The sequence below is a fragment of the Malaciobacter mytili LMG 24559 genome (assembly GCF_003346775.1).
GTDB classification, from domain to species: Bacteria; Campylobacterota; Campylobacteria; order Campylobacterales; family Arcobacteraceae; genus Malaciobacter; species Malaciobacter mytili.
The window spans coordinates 2201998-2226042 of sequence record NZ_CP031219.1; the positions used below are offsets into that span (position 1 = coordinate 2201998).

Genomic DNA, 24045 nt, shown 5'->3' on the forward strand with positions numbered 1-24045 from the left:
TTATCATAATAAATTTATTAAGCCTTTACTCCTTTTATAGAGTTTAAAAGTAAACCAATTGTTGTTCCATTATGTAAAACTGCAGTAACAATAGGAGAAAAAGCTCCAAAAGTTGCACCTGCTAAAATTGCTGAATTTACCCCAACTGTTGCTTTAAAGTTTGTATTTATAAGTCTCATAGTTTTATTTGCTAACTCTTTTGCTTCAACAACAGCTTGTATATCATCTTTTAATAAACTAACATCTGCTGTTGCTTTAGCAATATCAGCCCCTTTACTCATAGAAATACCAACACTAGCACTAATTAAGGCAGGTGCATCATTTATCCCATCACCAACAAAAGCAACTTTTCTACCTTCATCCATCATTTTTTTAACAATTGCTGCTTTATCAGTAGGAAGTAATTCAGAAAAAACCTCATCAATACCTAATTCTTCAGCAACCATTTGGGCTTTTTTATCAACATCTCCTGTTAGCATAACTAGATGTTTTACACCCAATTGTCTTAATCTTAATAAAGATTCTTTTGCATTATCTCTAATCTTATCACTTAAAGCAATTGTTCCTAATAGTTTCCCATTAAATCCAATATAAAGTAGAGTTTTACCCTCATCTAAACTTTTATTTATTTTCTCTTTATGTGAAGAAAAATCTATTTTTTCATCATCCTCTAGAAAATGTCTACTTCCAATTATAACTGATTTACCATCAACTTCTGTTTTTACACCATGAGCAACAATAAATTCTACTTCTTCATGGTGCATATGTACAAAGCCCCTTTGTTTAGCAGCTTTAACAACCGCTTCTGCAACTGGATGAAAGTAGTGTTCTTCTGTACTTGCTGTTAGATTTAAAACCTCTTCTTCTGTCCATTGTTCATCAAAAGATTGAACTTCTATTACTTCTAAATCACCTTTAGTTAAAGTTCCTGTTTTATCAAAAATAAAAGTATCCACATTTGATAACGATTCAATTGATTTTGCACCTTTTATCATAATTCCATTATGACCTGCTTTTGAAATAGTTGATTTAAAAGCAACTGGAGTAGCAAGTTTTAAAGCACAAGAATAATCAGCTTGTAAAATAGAAGCTACCCTTTCAAAATCTTTAGTTATCAAATAAGAAAAACCTGCTAAACCTAAAGTTACAGGAACTAATTTATCGGCTAATTTTGTTGCTTTTAGTTGTACTGAAGATTTTTCATTTAATGAACTTTCAATATAGTGTTTAATTCTTTGTGTGGCAGTATTTGCCCCCACATGTTCAGCCCAGATTTTTAACCTACCCTCTTCTAAAACAGTTCCAGAAATAACCCTATCTCCCCTTTGTTTTTTTATAGGTTCAGCTTCACCTGTCATAGATACTTGATTTACACTTGCATCTCCAAATACAATATGTCCATCAACAGGGATTGTACTACCAGCACTAACTACTACTATATCTCCAACATCAATCTCTTCTGTTTTAACTAAAACTTCAACTTTTTTACCATCTTGAAGCTTTTCAATCCATGCCTCTTTTACATTTGGTTTAGCTAACTCTTTTAATAAATCATCACTTTTATGAACAGTAGTCTCTTCAATATACTCACCAAGAGCTAGCATTGTATTTGTTGAATTTGCTGCTAAATAATCTTTTCTATAAACAGAAATACCAACGGCTGCACTTTCTAAAACCTTTGAAGTTAAACCTTCATTAAAAAGTTCTTTTGTTCCTTCAATTAATAAAGGAGTTGCAGCTGTTGTAGTAAGTAAAGCTTTAGCTAAATTATTAGAAATAAACCTTTCAGCAACTAAAGCACCACCTGCTCTTACAACTCCTTCTAAAGAAGGCTTTTCATTTTTTATACAACTAACACAAACAGCATTATCTTCACAATTTGTTGAAAGAAGATCTTCTAAAGTAAGAGTTTTTAAACTCTCTTCAATAGTTTTTTTAATATCAATATTTTCAATATTAAAAATAATACTATATGCTTTTTTATTTACACGAACACTATTGACACCTTGTATATTCTCAAGATATGCTTTTAAAATATTTTCATCAATAAACTCTTCTTTTAAAAGTTCAAATTTATATCTTAATCTTGTTAAGGTTTCATGTACTTTTATAAATTTATTCATAAACTACTCTTGATTTGCTTCCATAGCAGCTTTAGCATCTTCCATTCTCTCTTTTAACTCTTCCATTCCAGCTTGAAAAAGTTCAGTACCTTTTGATACAGCTTTCATTATATTTTCTTGCGCACCTTTATTTGTAAGAAGATAAGTAACAGCTGCACCAATTAATGCACCTTTTATAAAATCACCACTATTAAATCCACTATTTTGCCCATTTTGCATATTTTGTACATTTGTTGGTGATTGATTTATATAAGGATTTTGATTTAAAGTATTATTTTGAATAGCTCTACTATTTTCAATATTTATATCATACATATTTGTATTCTTATTCATAATCTTCCTCTTTTAAAGTTTTAATTTCATCTTCTTCATAAGCCAAAGTTTCATATTTTTCATTTAATTTATCATCAATAACTTCAACAGCATAAATTCCAGCCATCCCAATACTTAAAGCAGTCATAGCTTTTAAAAAGCCACCTTGTTGCCCTAAATAATTTGCAGTAGCAATTGCAGTTCCTGTTGCAATCGCACCTTGTGTTGTTTTTTTAACTGTATCTTTTATAGCTTCATTTGAAGAAATTTTAGCCTCTTTTGCTTTTTTATAATTAATTGTTCCTGAAACTACCGCACTTGCTATTGCACCACTTATTACATGTCCTAAGACATTTCTTGGTGTTCCTGTATCAATTACGCCTTTTTGCATTCTTCATCTTCCTTTATCTCTTCGATTTTTTCAATTACATCTTCTTTTATTTCTTTTAAAGACTCTTTTTTCTCTTTAATGCACTCTTTTGTTGCATTTATAGTATCTTTAACATCACTTGCTAAATCTTTACTTTTTTCTAATTTAGATGAAGCAAAATCTTTTGATTTACAAAACAACTCTTTTGATTTTTCTTTTAAAGTTTTACTTTTAGTAAAAGCAATAACTGCCCCTGCTCCAATTGCCAATCCAGCTATAAATGGTAATGCCATAATTTACTCCTTTTCTTGAGAATAACTATTTAAAAAAGCAACTAATGCTGCACCAAGTCCTGCACCACTTAACATAGAGATATTTAATTTTGATAAAAGTAAAGAGATTTTATCTTGATTAATATTCCCATTTGCAATATCTTCTAAAAGCATTTGATACTCATTTGCTTTTCCCATCATCTCTTCAATACTATTTAAGCTAGTTGAATTACTTACGCCATTATAATGGTTTAGCACAGCTTTTCTAAAAGCTGGAAGATGGTTGTTATATGAAGCTGCTTGAAGCTTGAAAAGCATATCTTTAATATCCTGCTGTTTTGTATTTGCTATTAAATTATCATACATTGCAATATTATTAATCTCACTTGCAACACCCAATTCACAACATTCTATATAAGTATTTGGTACTTTTATTTTTTCTGCCCAATCATTAATTGGAACTTCAACATTATATTTTTGTAAAAGGGGAATTAATGCACTATAATGTATTGCTTCAGCCTCTTTTATATTAATAAAAGGAGTTATTGCTCCAAATTTTTCTATTATTTTTGTATAAGTTTCATAAGCTTTAAATTCATCATAAACAGCAATTCTTAAAACTTGTGAAACAACAGGTTGTTCATTATTTAAATCAACTCTTTGAGAAAGTAAAATATTCTCATCTAAATTTACCACTACATTACCTCCTTTGCAAGATTATTTATAATTTCTGTAATCTCTTCTAAATTTCTTTTATTTATTAAATCTTCCCAAATTTGAGGTTTAAAAATAGTAGCATCATAAGTTATTGTAACAGAAGCAATAATCTTATTTATCTTAATATCTTTTATTCCATTTATTTTCTTAGGTAAATTTTCAATATCCAAAATTGAAATATTTGAGCTTTCATTTTTTATTTTTGGATTTACTCTTACTCTTAATCTACCTGGAGTATGGGCAATTATTGAAAAATAACTAGCAATTTTAATAATATCTTCTGTTTTTATCAAAAAAAATCCTTTAATTTCTTTAATCTTTCCTAAATCTTTTTTAAGTCTGACTTAATATAAATTTACACTCATTATCAAAAAAGAGCAAAATTATGAATAATTAATTATAACATACTTTATTTCTTCCACTTCTTTTTGCTTCATATAAAGCTTCATCTGCTCTTTTATATACAACTTCATACTTTTCATTTCTTTTACAAAAAGTTGCACCTAAACTAATTGTTACATTTATTTTGTGATTTTCATATACAAAATTATAATCTTCCACAACTTGTTTTAATCTAGTAGCTATATTTATTATATTTTCATTACTATTATCATCAACCAAAACAATAAACTCTTCTCCACCAAATCTTCCAATAATATCCTCTTTATGTAAAAAACTTTTAATTAATTTTGATAAATCTCTTAAAATACAATCTCCAATATAATGTCCATAAGTATCATTGATTTTTTTAAAATAATCAATATCAAAAATAATTAAACAAAAATCTTTTACTTCTAACCAACAATTTAAAAGTGAAGTTATAGTATTTTTATTATAAATAGAAGTTAGCTCATCAATTGTTGCTTTTTGTTCTAAATGACAAAGCTTTTCATTGTAAGAGGAAATATCATTCATACATATTAAATATTTTTTCATATCAAGTTTTTGAACATCAAAAATAAAATATTTATGATTATCATCCTGTACTTTTAATTTTGCAGGATTTTCATAGGATTCATATTTTTTAGCAAAATTAACTAAATTTGCTTGTGTTTGATTATCTAATAGTGCAATATTTGTCATAAAATGATCTTTTGATTTAAAAATATCCACAAATTTTTTATTTGTACTTTCTATATCTTTTCCATCAGTAATTAATATAATATTTTTTTGAGAATCTAAAACTGATTGTAAAAAATCTCTTTCTTTTTTTAACTCTTCATGTTGTTTATTATTAATAGAAATAAACATTTCATTAATTTTTTTTGAAAGATAACTAATCTCATCATCATAATCTATTTTAATTTTTAATTCTAAACTATTACTTTTAGATACTTTTTTAATAATATTTGTAATATTTTTAATTCTTTTTGCAAAAAGTTTATCAATAAAAAAGTAAATGCACATAATTAATAATATAAAAGTAGTTATAAAAATGTAAAATAAAAACTCATTATTTTTAGATATTTGTATAAAAAAATCCCTATTAATTTTCATACTTATAAAAAAAGAGCTATTATCAAACTCATCAAATAATTCAATAAAAGAAAAAAGATTTTTTTCATCTACTCTATTTATATCATAATTTATCAAACTATTTTTTATTTTTAATTCATTTTTATTTTTTAAAGAGTATGAAGGTAAAAATGAAATATAACTATGAGTAATTTTTGTAAGATTGGATAAAAAAGAAGAATCCAAGGTTCTTCCTATAAAAATATAGCCTAAAAGCTTATTTGCTTTTTTTACTTCTTCAATTGTAAAAAGAACTTTTTCATAATCAAGGGTAATAAAATGTATCTCCTCTTTATTTTTTAAATACTTATTTAAATTTTTTGATTTAAAAAAGTTTTTTATCTCATTTGGAGTAGAGATAAATTCATCTGAATTTATATCATATACATCACCAGAAACAAACTGTTTATTTTTATCAAATAGTATAAAATGAGTATATTTATCTTTGATAAAATATCTTTTTTTATCCTTTTTAATGTGTTCTTCTAAACTATTAATGATTTTTTCATTTGAAGAGTACTCATAGGCTATATTATTTAATAAATCAACTTTTGAATATAAAGCTTCAAAAAAAATCTTGATATTCTTTTCCACTTGAATATTTTCAAAACTTAAAGTTTTTTTTTCACTATCTTTTAAAATTGCAAAGATACATATTACTAAAAAAACTAAAATAGAACTAAAAAATAATGATATTTTAGTGGTAATATTCATAGCATTATACCTTTTTATAATTTTTCAGAAGTATAGTCTTATTTTCTTTAAATTTTAATGATAATTATTATCATTTTAATATTTTAATAAAATATTTGAAAATTATTATCATTATTAAGTAATATTAAATTTTAAGTTGAATATAATTTTATTTTTAAATTCATATAAGGATGTATTATGAAATTAAGTGAACTAAATAAAGGAGATAAAGCAATAATTGTATATATTAATTGTGAGAATACATTAAAAAATAGATTCTATTCTTTTGGTATTACTAAAAATAGTATTATTACTGTAGAAGAAGTAACTCTTACTAAAAGTACAATAGAAATAAAAATCAAAAATACAAAAGTTGCTTTAAGACTAAGTGAAGCTTCACAAATTGAGGTGAACTATGCAAACTAATATAATTAAAATTGCATTAGTTGGACAACCAAATGTTGGAAAGAGTATGCTTATTAACTCTATTTCAAATGCAAAATTAAAAGTTGGAAATTTTTCTGGTGTTACTGTTGCAAAAGAAGAGGTATTTGTAAAATATAAAAACTATAAAATTCAAATTGTAGATTTACCTGGTTCATACTCTTTAAATGATTATACACTAGAAGAAAAAGTTACAAAAAGTTTTTTAAATAATGAATATTATGACATTATTTTAAATGTAGTTGATTCTACTAATTTAGAAAGAAACCTGTTTTTAACTTCTGAATTGCTTGCTTTAGATAAAAAAATGATAATAGCTTTAAATATGAATGATGAAGCAATAAAAGAAGAGATTCAAATAGATGAAAAACAATTAACTAAAATTTTAGGGAAACCTTGTATAAAAACAAGTGCAGCAAATAAAGAAGGTATTGATTTACTTCTTGAAGAGATTGTAAAAAAATTTGAAAGTGAAAAACTTCCTACAAAACTTATCTTTTCTGATGTTATAGAAGAAGAGATTTCAAATATAAGTAAATTTTTTGAAGCAATAAATTTTAAAGCAAATGTTACATATAGAGAAATTGCTATAAAACTTTTAAAAGAAGATAAACAAACTTATAAATTTTTCCATGATGAACCAATATGGACAAAACTACAACCTTTATTAAATGAAGCTTTTGAACATATTTCATTACACTATAATACAAAAAATATAGAAGATATTTTTAATGAAGAAAAATTTGCCTTTGCAAGAGGTGCAGTTACAGAAACTGTTAAAGAAAAAGGATATAAAGAGAAAACTTTAACAGAAAAAATTGACTCAATTTTAATACATAAAATTTTTGGATTACCTATTTTTCTTTTTTTAATGTGGGGATTATTTCAATTGACATTTGAAATTGGAAATATTCCAATGGATATAATTGATACTTTTTTTGCAAATTTAATTGATAATACAAAAGAAGTTTTAGGAGATAATCAAATCTCATCAATTATAGCTGATGGGGCTATTGCTGGAGTTGGTGCTGTTATTTTATTTGTACCTAATATTGTAATACTATTTTTTGGAATTGCTTTACTTGAAACAACAGGATATATGAGTAGAGTTGCTTTTTTATTAGATGGTTTTTTTCATAAATTTGGACTTCATGGAAAATCATTTATTCCTTTAGTTACTGGATTTGGTTGCTCTGTTCCAGCCTATATGGCAGCAAGAACATTAAAAAATGAAAAAGATAGATTACTTACTTTATTTATTATTGGTTTTATGTCTTGTGGAGCAAGACTTCCTATTTATGTACTTTTTACAGGTGCATTTTTTAGTGAAAAAAATGCTGGAAATGTTTTATTTTTAATCTATATTGGTGGAGCAATTTTAGGTTTAATTGCAGCAAAAGTTTTAAAAATTGTAGTATTTAAAAGTGAAGATGAACCTTTTGTTATGGAAATGCCAAAATATAGAATGCCTTCATTTAAACTTATTTGGCATACAGTTTCAAATCAAGCTTTAATGTACTTAAAAAAAGCAGGAACATATATCTTAGCTGCTTCACTTTTAATTTGGGTGGCAAGTAATTATCCAAAACATTTGCAAGTAGAAGAAGCCTTTAATCAAAAAATTGAATTAGCCCTTACAGATGAAGAAAAAACCTCTTTAAAAAATGAATTGGCTTTATATAATTTAGAAAATTCATATTTAGGATATGTAGGTAAATTTTCAGAACCATTATTTGCCCCTTTAGGATTTGATTGGAGAATGTCAGTTGCGCTTGAAACAGGTCTTGCCGCAAAAGAGATTGTTGTATCAACTTTAGGTATTTTATATGGATTAGGAGAAGAAAATGATGAAAGTTCAAAAGGACTTATAGATAAAATCAAGGCAAATATTCCTTTTGCTTCAGCAATTGCATTTATTGTATTTGTAATGATTTATCTTCCTTGTTTAGCTGCTTCAATGGTATTTACAAAAGAAGCAGGTGGTTGGAAATATTTAGCATATTTATTTGTTTTTACAACTACAACAGCGTGGGTACTTTCATTTATAGCTTATAATGTAGTCTCATTTTTAGTAGCATAAGAGTTTTCTTATGCTACAACTTATTGGCAATCTTTACATAGACCATATATTGTCATAATATGATCTTTTAAAATAAAGTTACTATTTTTTGCAACTTTTTTTTGTTGTTCTTCAATTACATCATCATGAAATTCTATAATCTTATTGCATAAAGTACAAATCATATGGTCATGATGTAAAGATAAATTTAACTCATATCTTTTTACCCCATCTCCCACATCTAAAGAGTTTACTATATTTAACTCTTCAAAAAATTTTACAGTTCTATATACAGTTGCTATTCCCATATCTACTTTATAATTAGTTTTAGCAATTGCTACAATTTGTTCTGCACTTAAATGATCATCATTAAAATATAAAATTTTTAAAATATAATCTTTTTGAATAGAGTTTTTATACCCTAGTTTTGAAACTGTATTTTTAAAATTTTCTAAAAATGATTCAAAATTATCTTCATACTTTTCCACTAGCTTATTCCTTTTGTTGCAATTATTACTATACTAATTATCAAAGCTAGGGTATAAGGTATCCATAAATTTTTATGAATTTTCACATTGTGTTTATATAAAAAACCTTCACTTTGGCATTTTCTTTTCATTTTAAACCTTAATAATTAGTATCATTAGTATAATATTACACTATCCTTTCTTAACCATTTATTAATGATAATAATTATCGTTTTAATATACAATTAAGTTTATTTTATATAAGATTTCTAAATTATTTAAGGAGCAACTATGTTTAATATTAGTTTATCTTTAGTGGGGCAAGTTGCAAAAACTGCTGCTTTTGGTGCAATTGCAACTAAGGTTATTGATACTTTTATACTTTCAAAAGTAAATAATAAAATAGATCAAAAAAGATGGCTTAGACAATCTAAACTTGAAGCCTTTACAAAACTATCTCAAGAGATTTTATCAATTGATTTAAATAATCCTAAAGAAGAGTCATTAAGAAGTATTAAAGAGTATAGTGCAAAAACTATTTTATTACTTGAAGATAGAGTTTTAATTAATACAATTGAAGATTATTTAACTTATTTAGTAAATTTAAATAAAACTTGCCATGATAGCAGTAAAAATATGTTAAGTGTTGTAGATAAAAAAGGAATTAATTTAGTTATGGCTTTAAATAAAAATTTGAAAAAAGTATAACTACTTTAATTCAAATTTTGCTTCGTAAGCTTTATCTTGATCTATAACTTTAAAAGTCCAAATACCTTTTTTTCTTCCATCAATATATCTAAAATCATAAACTGAACCATGACCTGCTGGTATAAGCATCTCTCTACTTCTTGAAAGTTCATTTTCAGGATCAATCCACTGTATTGTTACTTTTTTTTCAAAATCAACTCTATCTTGTACATATTTACAAATTATTGAATTTTCATCTTCTAATATAACACAATCTACACTTTCCACTTCTACTTGTTCACTAGCAAATAGTGAAAATAAACTAAAAACAATTAAAAAAACTATTTTCTTCATAACTATTCCTTCTCTTCTTCAACACCCATTTTTTTAATTAGATAATATTTTATAGGTGCGTAAAATGTTGTCATTGTAACAATAGCAATTATTAATTGAACAATTTTAAATAAAGAATGTTCTTCTTCAAAAAACATTAATGTAAAATAATGACTTGCTAAAAGTGCAATAACAGCTGTAATTGCAATTGCAATAACTGAAACCATATTATAACTCATATTTTTCCCAAATTGTGTCTTCTTCTAAAGAAGGCCTATTTTTAAGTACTTCAAAGGGTTGATAAGAAACCTTATAACCCATTGAAAAATGATCTTTTATCCAATATCCCAAATAAATATATGGAATTTTTAACTCTTTAGCAATTTTTATTTGTGCTAAAATTGAAAATTTACCAATTGATAAATCTTGATAATCATGGTCATAAAAACAATAAATTGCAGAGATAGATTTTGGCAATATATCTACAAGTGCAACTGCTATTAGCTTATCATTTCTAAAATATAAAAACTCTTTTGCATACTTTTCTTTTCCTTGAACATATGAACGAATATATTCATCAGGAGTTATTTGATGATAAGGCCAATCTTTCTTATCACTCATAAACTTATGATATTTATCATAAAGTTGCAAATGGTCCATACTAATACTTGGAGGTTGAATAAAAAGTTTTGTATTTTTATTTTTAGCAATTACTCTTTTTTCAGATTTAGAAAAGTTATAATTTAGTGCATCTATTCTCATACTTACACACTTTGTACAATTTGCACACTCAGGTACAAAGTGCATTTTACCAAATCTTCTCCAACCATGCTCTAACATATTTTGATAATCTTCAATGCCACATTTATTTATATATCTATATCGCATATCTGATATTTCATTGCTAAAGTAAGAACATTCCCTATTCTCTTCTACAAACTCTAAGTCTTCATTTATAATTTGCATATTTATTCGTTAATTTTCCCTTTAATCTCTTTTGCAATTAAACAAATTTTATTTATTTTTTCATTGTATGATAAGGAATCATCAATTAAATATTTAACAAAAGCACTTCCTACAATTACTCCATCAACACCAATAGCTTTCTCTTTACAAGTTTTTTCATCCACTCCAAAACCTATGTATAAAGGTGTTTTAGTATTTTCTTTTACTGTTTTTATAATTTCAGTTAAATCTTCACTTTTCCCACTTCCTGTAATACCTGCATATGCCACCATATAAATAAATTTTTTTGCATCTTTTACAATTTGTGCAATTCTTTCTTTTGTATGAGTAGGTGCTACAAAAGCAATAAGTGCTTGTTCATATTTGGCAGCTAACTTTTGATAAGCTAAAGCCTCTTCAAAAGGTAAATCAGGAATAATCTCTCCACTTATTCCAAACTCTTTAGCCTTTTGCATAAAATTTTCCATTCCATAATGATAAAAAGGATTTAAATATCCCATCCATAAAGTATCTATATTTGGTGCAATTTTTGATGATACTTCAAATAAATCTTTTAATTTAAATCCTTTTTGTAAAGCTAATAAATTTGCCTTTTCAATTACTGGTCCATCAGCAACTGGATCTGAAAAAGGAATACCCAATTCTAATATATCTACACCTGCTTCTTTCATATTAAGTGCTAAATCTACTGTAAAACTGTTTTCAGGATAGCTAGCTGTAATATACCCTACAAGTTTTTTCAAAATAAAATCCTATATTTAATTAATTTGGCTATAATAGTACCATAATATAACAAGGTTATAGATTAATACTACTAAAATTTAATTTAAGGAACTATTACTATGAGTATTATTAAAAATGATTTTCAAGAGAAGTTGGCTTCTAATGATATTACAAACTTTGAAAAGATGAATATAACTAAAATTAAAAAAGCAAAAAATATAAAAAAACTTACAATGATTACTGCTTATGATGCACTTTTTGCTAAATTATTTGAAAAAATTGCAGATATGATATTAGTAGGAGATAGTTTAAATATGAGTTTTGCAGGGAAACCTGACACACTTTCTGCTACTCTTGAACAAATGATTTACCATACAAACGCTGTTTGTGCAGGTGCACCACAAGCTTTTGTAATTCTTGATATGCCTTTTGGAACATATATAAACAAAGATGAAGCTTTAAAAAATGCCGTTGAAGTTTATGCAAAAACAAATGCTGCTGCTATTAAAATTGAAGGTGGAGAAGATAAAGCTGAGATTATAAAACATTTAACTTCAAACTCAATTGCAGTTATGGGACATATTGGTCTTATGCCTCAATATGTTAGAAGTGAAGGTGGATATAAAGTAAGAGGAAAAACAAAAGAAGATGAAGAACAACTAATAAAAGATGCCCTTGCTGTACAAAATGCAGGTGCTTTTGCCATAGTTGTAGAAGGTGTTTTAAGCAGTGTTGCTAAAAAAATCACTGAAGCAGTAAAAATACCTGTAATTGGAATTGGTGCAGGTAATGTAACAGATGGGCAAGTTTTAGTTTGGTCTGATATGTTAGGTTTCTTTGAAGAGTTTAAACCTAAATTTGTAAGAAAATATTTAGAAGGTGCAACTTTAGTAAAACAAGCAGTAGAGCAATATAAAAGTGATGTTCAATCTCAAGCTTTTCCTGCAAAAGATGAAGAGTATTAATTTGGAGTAAAATGTGGAAAGACTTGTTGAAGTAGAGCAAATCTCTTTTGAAGAAGATAATAATGAAATAAGCTTAAGACCTTCTTCTTGGGATGATTATATTGGTCAAGAAAAAATCAAAAAAAATTTAAGAGTATTTATAGATGCTTCTAGAAAAAGAAATGAAGCATTGGATCATATTTTATTTTATGGACCTCCAGGTCTTGGGAAAACTACACTTTCATATCTAATTTCAAATGAGATGAATTCAAATATAAAAATCACTGCTGGGCCAATGATTGAAAAAAGTGGTGATTTAGCAGCTATTTTAACTAATCTTGAAGAGGGGGATATTTTATTTATTGATGAAATTCATAGATTAAGCCCTGCGGTTGAAGAGATACTATATCCAGCAATGGAAGATTATCGACTTGATATTATTATTGGAAGTGGACCAGCAGCACAAACAGTAAAAATTGATCTTCCAAGGTTTACTCTTATTGGAGCAACAACAAGAGCTGGAATGTTATCAAATCCTTTAAGAGAAAGATTTGGTATGCACTTTAGAATGCAATTTTACACTTATGAAGAGTTAGCAAAAATTATTCAAAAAGCCTCTTTAAAATTAAATAAATTTTGTGAAGATGATGCAGCTTTGGAAATTTCAAGAAGAAGTAGAGGAACACCAAGGGTTGCTTTAAGACTTTTAAGAAGAGTTAGAGATTTTGCTGAAGTTGAAAATGAAACAAAAATAATAAAACAAAGATGTGCTTATGCTTTAGATGAGCTAGGAGTAAATGAAAGTGGTTTTGATGAAATGGATATTAATCTACTTGAATTACTTGTATCAAATAAAGGTAAACCTATGGGGCTTTCAACAATAGCAGCTGCCTTAAGTGAAGATGAGGGAACAATTGAAGATGCAATTGAACCATATCTTTTAGCAAATGGCTTTATTGAAAGAACAGCAAGGGGTAGAGTTGCAAGTGTAAAAACTTATGAAATGTTTAGATTATCACACCCAAGTAGTTCAAAAATTCAAGAGGAAACCCTATTTTGAAACCACAACATTTTTTAATAGCTATTGCAGTAGCTGTTTTATTTTTTTTATTTGAACTTTTTAATCCTTTTATAAAAGCTATATTTGTAGCATTTTTATTATCTGTTGCTACAAATTCTTTAGATATTTTTATTACAAATAGAGTAAAAAGCCAAACCCTATCAGCCATACTTATGACAATAGTTCTTGCTGTCATCTTTTTTGTGCCAGTGATGTACTGTATTTTTTCTTTTGCAAATTTTATTAATAAACTTGACCAGCAAGCAATTATAAAAAACTTTGAAAATATTCAAAATTGGGTAGAGAATATACCAAGTGATTTTCAATTTTTAAAACACCAATTAAATTTAATCTTAGATAAAATTGATGTGGCAGAGGCTGTAAAAAATGTACTTTCTATTGGGGCATATTTAGGTAAAAATTCTGCTTCATTTATGATAGATATGGTTATGATTCTTATTTTTTATTTTTTCTTTACTCTTTATGGGACAGGATTATCTCACTATATAAAAGATATTTTGCCTTTAAAAAAAGAGGATGCAAACGCACTTTTTTATGAATCATCAAATGTTATGAGTATTGTTTTATATTCTATTTTAGTTACTGCTATTTTAGAAGGAATGTTATTTGGATTTTTTATCTCAATATATGGTTATAATGGTTTCTTACTTGGAGTTTTATATGGATTTGCTTCATTGGTTCCTGTTGTAGGAGGCTTAATAATGTGGCTTCCTATTGCCATATATGAAATATTTAAAGGTAATTTATATGATGCAATAGTAATAATTAGTTACTCAATTATTGTAATTTCAATAATAGCTGATACTTTTGTAAAACCAATTATAATTAAATATATAAATCAAAGAATAGTGAGAACTCCTTCAAAAATCAATGAATTATTAATCTTCTTCTCAATTATTGCAGGGTTATCAACTTTTGGTTTTTGGGGGATGATTATAGGGCCTGCAATGGTTACATTTTTTATCTCTATTGTACAATTATTAAAAAAGTATAGTAATGATATGATATAATGAGAAAAATTTGGGGAAAATATAAATGCAAATAGATTTAAAAGAGTTAAAAAAGATTACAATTTTATATGTGGAAGATGATGATATTATAAGAACTCAAACTCTAAGCCTATTTGAAAAAATTTTTAAAAAAGTATATAGTGCTTCAAATGGAGAAGAAGGTATTAATTTATTTAATGAACATATGCAAACTCTTGATGTTATAGTAACTGATTTAAATATGCCTAAAATGTCTGGTATGGAGATGGCAGAGGAGATTCATAAAGTATCAAAATATATACCTGTGATTTTTACAACTGCTTATACAGATGAAGAGTTTTTATTAAAAGCTATTTCATTAAATATTGATAGCTATGTAACTAAACCTCTAAAAATTAAAGAACTAACTGCAACTATTTTAACAAGTGTTAAAAAATATAAAGAAAGTAGAAGTTTATATAAAACAACAAAAGCTCTAGCAAATGAAATGCTAACAACAAGAAAAGATTATGATGAGTTAAAAGAAGAATATGATTTTTTGCAAAAAGAAGTTAATTTTTACAAATTTTTAGCTGAACATTTTATTGCTTCAGTAAAACTTGATAAATTTGGAATGATTGAAAAAATTTCAAATCAATTTTCAAATATCTATAAATATACAATTATTGAATTAAAAAATAAACCTCTTAGTGCAATTACAAGCAATCATGCAAATTTACAAAAAAAGATGCTTGAAGCAATAAAGAAAAAAGAAGCAGTTGGATTTAATGAGAAGTTTATAACTGCTGATAACCAAGAATTAAATTTTCATAATATTTTATATCCCCTATATGAAAATAAAGATGAATATGCAAGTGGATATATGTTGTATCAATCTTTAGAGAGATGAGATTACTCATCACCTCTTAGTATTTCACCTTTATAAGTCATAATTCCATAATTTAAGTTTGAAACAGATTTAAACCCTAAGTCTTTCATAATTTTTTGACAATAAGCACTTCTACTACCACTTAAACAATATACAATAACAGGCTTTTCTTTTTGATTTATTATTTGCTCTAAACTTTGATAAAAAGAAGTTGTAGGAATTAAGTAATCGCACCCTTTTATTCTTTGTCCTACCCACTCCATCCACTCTCTTGTATCAACTAAATTAAAATCTACATATTTTAACTCTCTTGCTTCTAAAAGTGATTCTAACTCATAAGCATCTATTTGTTCTTTTTTTAATAATACTTCACACTCTAGCTTAGTTAAACCTCTTGAGTGAGTATGAGTTGCTTCATTTATCTCTTCTTCAACCATTAAGCTTTTTGCATATTCAGGTGTACAAAAAATTCCACAATGACATTTTCCATCTTTTGGAATTTCAACTTCTAAAGCAGGTTTACAAGGACATAATCTATTATCTTCTTTTTCTTGTTCTTCTTTTGTTTGTCCAACTACCATAAAACAGGGACAAAACCTTTTATCATATATAAGTTTATTTCTTGTAAGACCTTGTTGGATTGATTCGTTTATCTCTTCTTGTGGATTATAAACAAAATTATATTTTTTTAAAACATCATTCGTAAACTCTTTTGTAAGTTCAAATTCCACTTGAAATTCATCTGAATTCATATCAATTTTTTTTATCATAATATACCTTGAGTTTATTTATTTTTGGTATTATAGAAAATTGTTCTTTATCTTTTTTGAACTATTTTATTATAAGTTTTTCTTAATTTACTTTTTATTAATTAAAACTTGGAAAGTTTTGTATTGAATGTGAGAGTCTATCTAAAAAATCATCCCTACTTATACATTTTGCACCTAAAGATTGAAGATGTTCTGTGGGAGTTTGGCAATCAAGTAAAGAAAAACCTTTTTCTTTTAATCTTTGAACTAAATAATATAAAGCTACTTTTGAAGCATCACTTTTTTTAGCAAACATAGACTCACCACAAAACATATCTCCTATTGATAAGCCATATCCTCCCCCTACAAGCTCCCCATTATAGTAACTTTCAAAAGAGTGGGCATAACCTAAATTATGTAAAGTAGTATAAGCATCAATTAATTCATCTTGTAACCAAGTTCCATCTTGCTTTGGTCTATATATATTTTTACATTCAATCATTACTTGCGTAAAATTTGTATTAAATCTTATTTCAAATTTATTACTTTTTATTACTTTTAATAAAGATTTTGAAACTTTAAATTCTTCCAATTCCATAATAAGCCTAGGATTTGGACTCCACCATAAAATTGGTTCATCACTATTGTACCAAGGAAAAATTCCATTTGCATATGCAGAAATAAGTCTTGTGGGAGTTAAATCTCCTCCATAGGCTAAAATTCCTTCATCACAAGCAAACCTTGGATTAGGGAAAGTATAAACATCATCAGTTAAAGAATAAATTTCCAAAAGTCACCTTAAAAGTTTTAAAATATTATCAAATTTATCTAAATAGATATTTTATCATGGTTTCTTGTACTTTAGAAGCTTGTGCCATTGCAAACATTCCAGCTTGAACTAATATATTTAATCTACTAAATTCTGCAGCTTCTTGAGCATAATCCACATCTCTTATTACAGACTCACTTGCTTTTAAATTAGTTTTTAATGTAATCATATATCTAACAGAAGATTCTAACTGATTTTGAGTAGAACCAAATTGGGCTCTAAATGTATTTAAAGAAGTTAAAGCATTATCTAAAGTCTCTAAAGAATTAGCAGCCACATCAGCTGTTAGAGCATCTTGTGCCAAAGCTTTCAAAGAATCAAGTCCTAAACCTATAGTATTTGATTGAACTGCTTGCATAGTAATAATATTATGAGCGTTTTCACCTACTTGAAACTCTTTTTTAGTAGAAATAGCACTATCTAATTGGCCTTTTTGTAAAAGATATACTCCATTATAATTAGTTTGAGAAGCAATATTATCAAGTTGAGAAAGAAGTTTTACAATATCTTTTCTTATTGCTTCTCGTCCCTCTTGTGTAGTTGTACTTGTTCGTGCTTGAATAAGCCTTACTTTAACCATATCAATAATATTTGATTGTTCAGCCATAGCCTTATCAGCAATTTGAGTTAAAGCTATAGCAGAGTTTGCATTTTCAATGCTTTGTTGTATTCCACTTGCTTGAGTTCTTAATTTATCAGCAATTGCTAAGCCAGAAGGATCATCACTAGCACTATTAATTTTAAGTCCTGTTGATAATCTTAGTAAAGATTTTGATAGAAGTCTACTATTGTAACTATAATTTTCATATGCCATTAATGCAGAAACATTTGTAAATAGTACCATAGTAAACTCCTTAAAGTTTATTTTAAAGTAGAAATATACTCAGCTAAAGCTTCTATCTCTGAATCATTTAAAGATAAAACTTGGCTTTTCATTACACCTTTCATTACAGATCCATAAGTATCATTTTTATAACCATTTAAAGCATCAATAGTTTTTTGTTTATCCCAACCTTGAATTACTAAAGATTTTCCTAAGGCTGGTTTTTCTCCATTTTGTCCATGGCAACCCGCACATTTTAAAAATAGTTGTTTCCCTTCACTAGAAGAATCACTATTTTTCATAATATTGTCTATTGTTTCTTCAATTTTATCTGCTGATTTTTTAACTTCAGTTGTAACTTGTTTTGTTATATCGTCACTTTTATCAACTATTTGTGATGCAACAGTTGAAGCTTCAGAACTTATTTCTTTTGAAGTATCAGCTACAATTTTACCTATTTCTTTCGAAGCTTCTGTTACTTTTGTAGTAATATTAGAGCTTGATTCTTTTATTTTATTTAATAAATCTTCTTTTGCATTAGATGACTGCTCACTACTTGATAAAGAAGAAGTTGTATTAGAACTCTCTTTAGTTTTTTCTTCCAAACACCCTGTTAGAAATAAAACAGCAACAAATGAACTTATCAAAATATTTCTCATAAACTTACCTTTTAGTAAATAATTATTCATATTATCTCATATTTCTTTTAAAATAAGATTAAACTACATTTCTAAATATTAACTTAAAGCTAATACTTTTTACTTATTTATTTCATACTCAAATACGAATTTGTCATTTGTAAAATCAATTTTTACTTCACCGCCTTTTTTAAGCTTACCAAATAAAATCTCATCTGTTATTTCATCTTTTATTTTATCACTTATTACTCTATTTAAAGGTCTTGCACCCATTGCTTTATCATAACCTAAAAGTGCAAGTTGTTTTTTTGCTTTTGTACTAATAGAAATTTTAATTTTTTTATCACTTAATTGTTCTTCTAAATCTTCTATAAATTTACCTACTACTTTTACAACAATATCCATATTTAAAGAGCTAAAGCTAACAATACTATCTAATCTATTTCTAAATTCTGGTGCAAAAAATTTATTTATTGCTTTATTTTCATTTAATGTTTCATCTTTTGCAAAGCCCATTACATTTGCTTCACTAGCCCCTAAATTTGAAGTCATAATTAAAATTACATTTTGAAAATCTGCTTTATTTCCACTATTATCTGTTAATTGGGCATTATCCATAACTTGCAATAAAATTGACATTAAATCAGGATGAGCTTTTTCAATTTCATCAAGTAATAATACACAATGAGGATGCTTTCTAATAGCTTCTGTTAAAAGACCACCTTTTTCAAAACCAACATACCCAGCAGGTGCTCCAATTAGTCTTGAAACTGTATGAGCTTCCATATACTCACTCATATCAAATCTTTCAAAATGAATTCCCAATTGCAAAGATAATTCTTTAGCAACTTCTGTTTTACCAACACCTGTTGGTCCAGAGAAAAGAAAAGTTCCTATAGGTTTTTTATCAAGTCCCAATCCAGCTTTATTTCTTTTTATTGATTTAACAATTGTACAAATAGCATCATCTTGTCCAAAAACTCTTTTTTGCATATTTTTTTCTAAATTTTTTAGTAAAGTCAAATCAGATTTCGTTGCTGATTTTGGAGGAATATGTGCCATTTTAGCAATAACTTCTTCAATATCATTTTTTGTAATTACTACAGCTTTTTTTGATTTTGTTTCTATTTTTTTAGAAGCTCCAACTTCATCAATAACATCAATTGCACTATCAGGTAAAAATCTATCATTAATAAATTTTTTACTTAATTCAACAGCAAGTTCAATGGCATTTTTATTATATTTTACATTATGAAACTCTTCATATTTAGATTTTAGCCCTTCTAAAATCTCTATAGTATCTTCAATTGAAGGTTCATTTATATCTACTTTTGCAAATCTTCTACTTAAAGCCTTGTCTTTAGAAAAATCATTTCTAAATTCACTAAAAGTAGTTGCTCCAATACATCTTAATTTTCCATTTGAAAGCATTGGTTTTAAAATATTTGAAGCATCCATTGCACTTCCACCAACACTTCCAGCACCAACTATTGTATGAATTTCATCTATAAATAAAATAGCATTTTTAACTTCTGTTATCTCTTTTAAAAGTGCTTTTAATTTTTTTTCAAAATCTCCTCGATATTTTGTTCCAGCTAATAAAGAACCCATATCTAAAGAGAATAATTTTGCATCTTTTAAACTTTCAGGTACATTATTATTTGCAATTTCTAAAGCTAAACCTTCTGCAATTGCAGTTTTTCCAACACCTGGTTCACCTACTAAAATAGGATTGTTTTTCTTTCTTCTACTTAAAATTTGAATTACACGGTGTATTTCTCTTTGTCTTCCAATAACAGGATCAATTTCACCATTTTTTGCTAAGGCTACTAATTCAGTTGCATTTTTTTCTAATACATTTGAAGATTTATCTTCACTTGAAGAATCTTCTATCTCATCATTTTGATTATGAGAAATCTCTTCTAAAATATCAACTTTTTGAATTCCATGGGATTTTAATAAATATGAAGCATAAGAGTTTTCATCTTTTATAATAGCCACAAACATATCTTCAACGCCAGCATCTCTTTTTCCACTTGATTGAGTATGAGCAACCATATATTCAATAGTTTTAGTTAAAGTAATACTTTCAATAGGTTCATCTTCAATACTTTCAGGTAAAAGTGGTGTATTTTCATCTATATATTTTTTTGTTTTTTCAAAAAGATCATCACTATTTAAACCTAAATTTAAAAGAAGATTCTCTATTACCTCATCATGTAAAGTCATTAAAAAAATATGTTCTATTGTTAAATATTCATGCTTACTTGTTTTTGCATAACTTACAGCTTGTGCAAAAATACTTCTTAATTCATTGCTTATCATAACTTACTCTTCTTCCATTACAGCTTTTAAAGGAAAGCCTTTTTCTCTTGCTAATACTTTTACTTGTGCTACTTTTGTTGAAGCAATTTCATGAGTATATACTCCACATAATTCTTTACCTTTATTATGTATATTTAACATTATTTTTGTTGCTTCATCTTGACTTTTTCTAAAAACTTTTATTAAAACATCTATTACAAAATCCATTGTTGAATAATCATCATTTAATAAAAACACTTTATATTTCTTTGGTTCTTCCAATTTTATGTCATTATCCAATTCTACTTCAAATTCATTAGCCACTTCAAACCTTTTTTTGATAAAATATAAGTCTATAATATTATACCAAAAAAGAAATTACAATGATAAAAGATAAAAATTACTATTTAAATAAAAGCTTATTTATAAGTGCTACAAATACAGATGTGGGTAAAACTTATGCTTGTAAAAGATTTGCTAAAGCTTTAGCTAGTTTAGGTTTAAAAGTAGGATATTTTAAACCCTTTGAAACGGGAGTTATAAATAAACCTATAGATGGTTCAAATATGTTAGAATTGGTAAAACAGTTAAATCCTAGTTTTGATTTTAATATAAATGATGTTGTTCCTTATCAGTTTACTCTTCCTGCTGCACCCTATGTTGCCAAAAAACAAACACAAATAGATTTTGATTTTCTATTAGAAAAGAAAAAAAAGTTAATGCAAAAGTGCGATGTTCTTATAATTGAAGGGGCTGGAGGTCTTATGGTTCCCATACTAAAAGATATTTTTATTATTGATTTAATTAAAATGTTTGATGCTAAAGCTATTTTAATTACCCCTAGTAAATTAGGATGTATAAATGATACTTTACTTAGTATTCAAGCTTTAAAAGCTAAAAATATTGATTTTGAATTTTATATAAATTTATATGAAGATAAAGATAGTTTTGAAGAAGTTTCATTACCTTTTTTAAAAGATTATTTTACACAGCTTCAATATTTACAGGAAGTTTAATCTCAAAACAAGCGCCTAGGTATTTAATACCTTCGTGCTCAAAACTTCTATTTTCTACTTTAATTTCACCTTTCATATGTTTTATAATTATCTCTCTTGTCATATAAAGCCCTATTCCTGTACCTTGAGATTTATGTTTTGTTGTAAAGTATGGTTCAAAAATTTTATCAATTATCTCTTTTTTTATACCCTTCCCATTATCTTGAATATAAATATATACAAAATCATTTATAGCTTTTGTTTGAATTTTTACAATTCTTCTTTCTTCAAGATGATTTATTTTTTCTATTAATACATCTTTTGCATTTGTTAAAATATTTAAAATTGCTTGAGTTAATTCATTTTGAATACTAAACATAGTTATATCTTCTAATGAAGTTATTAATTCAATATGATTATTTTTAAATGAAGAGTTTATTATATTTATATCTTTTTTAATTGAATCTACTAAATTAAAACTCTCTTTATGTTTATTTTCAATAAAAAAGTTTCTAAAATCTTCAATAGTTTGAGATAAATATTTAGTAGTATCCACTATTGATTTTAAATCATTTTTTGTCTCTTTTTCATTATACATTTTAAAATCAATATTTAAAGAAATTCCACTTGCAATAGTGCTAATCATACTTAAAGGTTGTCTCCATTGATGGGCAATATTTTCTATCATCTCTCCCATTGCTGCCATTTTGGATTGGTTATATAAAATTTGGTCTTTTTCTCTATTTTTACAAACCTCTTCTTTTATCTTATCTTTTAACTTTTTATTAAATTCTTTTAATTCTTTTGTTTTTTCTTTTACTCTATGCTCTAAAGTTGCATTAATATTTTTAAGTGCATTTTTTTGGCTTTCTATACTATTTTTATAACTTTTAAAAATACTTTCTATTTTTTTTGAAATTAGAAAAGTTAATAAAGTTCCAAAAATTATCACCATAAAAGCAATTTTAATACTCTCTTTTATAAATTTATCTTCTTCTTGTTGCTTTGAACCTAATATGTCAAGAATAATATCTTCTAAACTTTTTAAATTTATACTTGTAATAATTATCCAATCCCACTCTTTGATAAATTTATAAGCAAATAATTTTTCATAATTTTTAGTCCAATAAAAATTTGTTTTATCAAACTCTTTATTTTCTATACTTTTATCAATATAAGAATACAACTCCTTATATAAAAAGTTTTTATCTTCTACTCCATGAATAAACTCTTTTTTAAAATTTATTGTATAAATTAAGTTATTATCTTCAAAGTTTATTGAGTTTAGTCTAGCAAGAATGTCTTGTTTTGTTAGATTATCAATATCAAGTAAATACTCTCCATAGCCTATAATCCAATTAAAAGGTTCAAATTTTTTAATATATGAGATTTTTTCAAAACTATTTAAAGTATTGATTTTTTTTAAAGAATAAGTAATAAAACCAGCTTTTTTATCTTTTAAAAGCTCTTTACATCTATTTAAAAAATCTTTATGTTCTTTATCTTCTATATTTGTAATATCTTTATTTTCATATAAAATATATGAGGGATAAATTCTTGCAAAAATTTTATCTTCTTTTATTTCTTTTAAAAAAAGATATCCATTATTATCATATTTTACTTCTTTTAAAATATGAATTAATTCCTCTTTTATTTTATCTTGTTTTATAATTCCTGCATCTTTATTATATTTATTTGAAATAATATTATAAGCTAAATCAACTCTTTTTTTAATTCTATTTTTTAAAATTTTATTATTTTTAGATTTTTTATAGTTTATATAATTGCTAATTGAAGTTAGTTTTTGAGAAAGTTTATTTTTTTCTTCTTCTATAAGTTTTTGTTTAATCTTTTCTCTATCACTTAAAAACTTTTTTTCTAAATGGCTAATTTGAGAGAAAGTTACTAAAGTAGTAACTAAAATAATAAGAATAATTGGTGTAAAAATTATTAATTTAGAAAGATTTTTTTCTAAAAACATTTCATTTTAACCACTTTTTTACAACCACAGTAAAACCTTTCTATAATAAAAAAATAATATAAATTATTATATTTAGAAAAGTTTTAAAATATCCTTAAAATAATATTTAAAATTATTATTTTAGAAAGATTTTTTTCTAAAATCATTTCATTTCAACCACTTT

The 24045-nt window shown here is 26.0% G+C and carries 28 protein-coding genes; 8 read left to right on the plus strand and 20 right to left on the minus strand.

Going from position 1 to position 24045, the window contains the following annotated elements; translation table 11 throughout:
• Window positions 1-17: 17 nt before the first annotated feature.
• The 7 genes from AMYT_RS10805 to AMYT_RS10835 all read right to left on the minus strand — a co-directional run bounded on the left by AMYT_RS10805 (window position 18) and on the right by AMYT_RS10835 (window position 6023).
• Window positions 18-2123 carry a heavy metal translocating P-type ATPase gene (locus AMYT_RS10805; RefSeq protein WP_114842541.1) on the minus strand — a complete coding sequence of 702 codons (2106 nt, stop codon included), beginning with the start codon at window positions 2121-2123 and terminating at the stop codon, window positions 18-20.
• Between the two features lie 3 nt (window positions 2124-2126).
• Window positions 2127-2456: a YtxH domain-containing protein gene (locus AMYT_RS10810; protein ID WP_114842542.1), complete on the minus strand. Its 330-nt coding sequence runs from the start codon at window positions 2454-2456 to the stop codon at window positions 2127-2129.
• A complete protein-coding gene (locus AMYT_RS10815; protein ID WP_114842543.1) occupies window positions 2449-2826 on the minus strand; it encodes a hypothetical protein in 378 nt (125 codons plus the stop codon). The genes AMYT_RS10810 and AMYT_RS10815 overlap by 8 nt, the downstream gene beginning before the upstream one ends.
• Complete coding sequence (locus AMYT_RS10820; RefSeq protein ID WP_114842544.1) at window positions 2811-3098, minus strand: hypothetical protein; 288 nt, start codon at window positions 3096-3098, stop codon at window positions 2811-2813. Before AMYT_RS10820 ends, AMYT_RS10815 begins: the two co-directional genes overlap by 16 nt.
• 3 nt (window positions 3099-3101) lie before the next feature.
• Entirely contained in the window at window positions 3102-3773 is a 672-nt protein-coding gene (locus AMYT_RS10825) for a ferritin-like domain-containing protein (RefSeq protein WP_114842545.1), read from the minus strand.
• Entirely contained in the window at window positions 3773-4087 is a 315-nt protein-coding gene (locus AMYT_RS10830) for an HMA2 domain-containing protein (RefSeq protein WP_114842546.1), read from the minus strand. Before AMYT_RS10830 ends, AMYT_RS10825 begins: the two co-directional genes overlap by 1 nt.
• Window positions 4088-4187: 100 nt before the next feature.
• Window positions 4188-6023 (minus strand): sensor domain-containing diguanylate cyclase, encoded by a 1836-nt coding sequence (locus AMYT_RS10835; RefSeq protein WP_114842547.1) that lies wholly within the window; start codon window positions 6021-6023, stop codon window positions 4188-4190.
• A 177-nt stretch (window positions 6024-6200) separates the two neighbouring features.
• Between AMYT_RS10835 and AMYT_RS10840 the strand changes: the two genes are divergently transcribed.
• A complete protein-coding gene (locus tag AMYT_RS10840; protein WP_114842548.1) occupies window positions 6201-6428 on the plus strand; it encodes a FeoA family protein in 228 nt (75 codons plus the stop codon).
• The gene (gene feoB / locus AMYT_RS10845) at window positions 6418-8526 is read left to right on the plus strand and encodes a ferrous iron transport protein B (protein WP_114842549.1); all 2109 of its coding nucleotides are present in this window, start codon (window positions 6418-6420) and stop codon (window positions 8524-8526) included. Before AMYT_RS10840 ends, feoB begins: the two co-directional genes overlap by 11 nt.
• Before the next feature lie 20 nt (window positions 8527-8546).
• Here feoB and AMYT_RS10850 read toward each other — a convergent pair whose 3' ends face one another.
• Both AMYT_RS10850 and AMYT_RS15155 read right to left on the minus strand, forming a co-directional pair.
• On the minus strand, window positions 8547-8993 hold the full coding sequence (locus AMYT_RS10850; protein WP_114842550.1) for a Fur family transcriptional regulator: 447 nt from the start codon (window positions 8991-8993) through the stop codon (window positions 8547-8549).
• Complete coding sequence (locus AMYT_RS15155; RefSeq protein ID WP_265936024.1) at window positions 8993-9124, minus strand: hypothetical protein; 132 nt, start codon at window positions 9122-9124, stop codon at window positions 8993-8995. Before AMYT_RS15155 ends, AMYT_RS10850 begins: the two co-directional genes overlap by 1 nt.
• A gap of 139 nt (window positions 9125-9263) precedes the next feature.
• Here AMYT_RS15155 and AMYT_RS10855 point away from each other — a divergent pair, with 139 nt between their 5' ends.
• On the plus strand, window positions 9264-9680 hold the full coding sequence (locus AMYT_RS10855) for a hypothetical protein (RefSeq protein ID WP_114842551.1): 417 nt from the start codon (window positions 9264-9266) through the stop codon (window positions 9678-9680).
• On the opposite strand, the gene AMYT_RS10860 is transcribed toward AMYT_RS10855, so the two are convergent.
• The 4 genes from AMYT_RS10860 to trpA are packed head-to-tail and all read right to left on the minus strand — an operon-like array spanning window position 9681 to window position 11701.
• On the minus strand, window positions 9681-10013 hold the full coding sequence (locus AMYT_RS10860) for a hypothetical protein (RefSeq protein WP_114842552.1): 333 nt from the start codon (window positions 10011-10013) through the stop codon (window positions 9681-9683).
• Between the two features lie 2 nt (window positions 10014-10015).
• Window positions 10016-10231, minus strand: a complete 216-nt coding sequence (locus AMYT_RS10865) for a hypothetical protein (protein ID WP_114842553.1) — start codon at window positions 10229-10231, stop codon at window positions 10016-10018.
• Entirely contained in the window at window positions 10221-10958 is a 738-nt protein-coding gene (locus AMYT_RS10870; protein ID WP_114842554.1) for an arginyltransferase, read from the minus strand. The genes AMYT_RS10865 and AMYT_RS10870 overlap by 11 nt, the downstream gene beginning before the upstream one ends.
• A gap of 2 nt (window positions 10959-10960) precedes the next feature.
• Window positions 10961-11701 (minus strand): tryptophan synthase subunit alpha, encoded by a 741-nt coding sequence (gene trpA, locus AMYT_RS10875; RefSeq protein ID WP_114842555.1) that lies wholly within the window; start codon window positions 11699-11701, stop codon window positions 10961-10963.
• Window positions 11702-11800: 99 nt separating this feature from the next.
• On the opposite strand from trpA, the gene panB reads away from it, so the two are divergent.
• The 4 genes from panB to AMYT_RS10895 are packed head-to-tail and all read left to right on the plus strand — an operon-like array spanning window position 11801 to window position 15584.
• Window positions 11801-12646: a 3-methyl-2-oxobutanoate hydroxymethyltransferase gene (gene panB / locus AMYT_RS10880; RefSeq protein ID WP_114842556.1), complete on the plus strand. Its 846-nt coding sequence runs from the start codon at window positions 11801-11803 to the stop codon at window positions 12644-12646.
• Window positions 12647-12659: 13 nt separating this feature from the next.
• Complete coding sequence (ruvB, locus tag AMYT_RS10885) at window positions 12660-13685, plus strand: Holliday junction branch migration DNA helicase RuvB (RefSeq protein WP_114842557.1); 1026 nt, start codon at window positions 12660-12662, stop codon at window positions 13683-13685.
• Window positions 13682-14716: an AI-2E family transporter gene (locus AMYT_RS10890; protein ID WP_114842558.1), complete on the plus strand. Its 1035-nt coding sequence runs from the start codon at window positions 13682-13684 to the stop codon at window positions 14714-14716. Before ruvB ends, AMYT_RS10890 begins: the two co-directional genes overlap by 4 nt.
• A 25-nt stretch (window positions 14717-14741) precedes the next feature.
• Window positions 14742-15584, plus strand: coding sequence for a response regulator (locus tag AMYT_RS10895; protein ID WP_114842559.1), 843 nt, complete (start codon window positions 14742-14744; stop codon window positions 15582-15584).
• Between the two features lie 2 nt (window positions 15585-15586).
• Here AMYT_RS10895 and AMYT_RS10900 read toward each other — a convergent pair whose 3' ends face one another.
• The 6 genes from AMYT_RS10900 to clpS form a co-directional block, all read right to left on the minus strand.
• Window positions 15587-16333 (minus strand): ferredoxin-thioredoxin reductase catalytic domain-containing protein, encoded by a 747-nt coding sequence (locus tag AMYT_RS10900; protein WP_114842560.1) that lies wholly within the window; start codon window positions 16331-16333, stop codon window positions 15587-15589.
• Between the two features lie 97 nt (window positions 16334-16430).
• Window positions 16431-17102 (minus strand): leucyl/phenylalanyl-tRNA--protein transferase, encoded by a 672-nt coding sequence (aat, locus tag AMYT_RS10905; protein WP_114842561.1) that lies wholly within the window; start codon window positions 17100-17102, stop codon window positions 16431-16433.
• 34 nt (window positions 17103-17136) lie between these two features.
• Window positions 17137-17985 carry a flagellin gene (locus AMYT_RS10910; RefSeq protein WP_114842562.1) on the minus strand — a complete coding sequence of 283 codons (849 nt, stop codon included), beginning with the start codon at window positions 17983-17985 and terminating at the stop codon, window positions 17137-17139.
• 17 nt (window positions 17986-18002) lie between these two features.
• The gene (locus tag AMYT_RS15195) at window positions 18003-18623 is read right to left on the minus strand and encodes a c-type cytochrome (protein ID WP_322934303.1); all 621 of its coding nucleotides are present in this window, start codon (window positions 18621-18623) and stop codon (window positions 18003-18005) included.
• A 99-nt stretch (window positions 18624-18722) separates the two neighbouring features.
• The gene (gene clpA, locus AMYT_RS10920; RefSeq protein ID WP_114842563.1) at window positions 18723-20927 is read right to left on the minus strand and encodes an ATP-dependent Clp protease ATP-binding subunit ClpA; all 2205 of its coding nucleotides are present in this window, start codon (window positions 20925-20927) and stop codon (window positions 18723-18725) included.
• A 3-nt stretch (window positions 20928-20930) separates the two neighbouring features.
• On the minus strand, window positions 20931-21230 hold the full coding sequence (clpS, locus tag AMYT_RS10925) for an ATP-dependent Clp protease adapter ClpS (protein WP_114842564.1): 300 nt from the start codon (window positions 21228-21230) through the stop codon (window positions 20931-20933).
• Window positions 21231-21289: 59 nt separating this feature from the next.
• On the opposite strand from clpS, the gene bioD reads away from it, so the two are divergent.
• Window positions 21290-21922: a dethiobiotin synthase gene (gene bioD, locus AMYT_RS10930; RefSeq protein ID WP_114842565.1), complete on the plus strand. Its 633-nt coding sequence runs from the start codon at window positions 21290-21292 to the stop codon at window positions 21920-21922.
• Here bioD and AMYT_RS10935 read toward each other — a convergent pair.
• Window positions 21891-23882 (minus strand): sensor histidine kinase, encoded by a 1992-nt coding sequence (locus AMYT_RS10935; protein ID WP_114842566.1) that lies wholly within the window; start codon window positions 23880-23882, stop codon window positions 21891-21893. The genes bioD and AMYT_RS10935 overlap by 32 nt on opposite strands.
• Window positions 23883-24045: the final 163 nt, after the last annotated feature.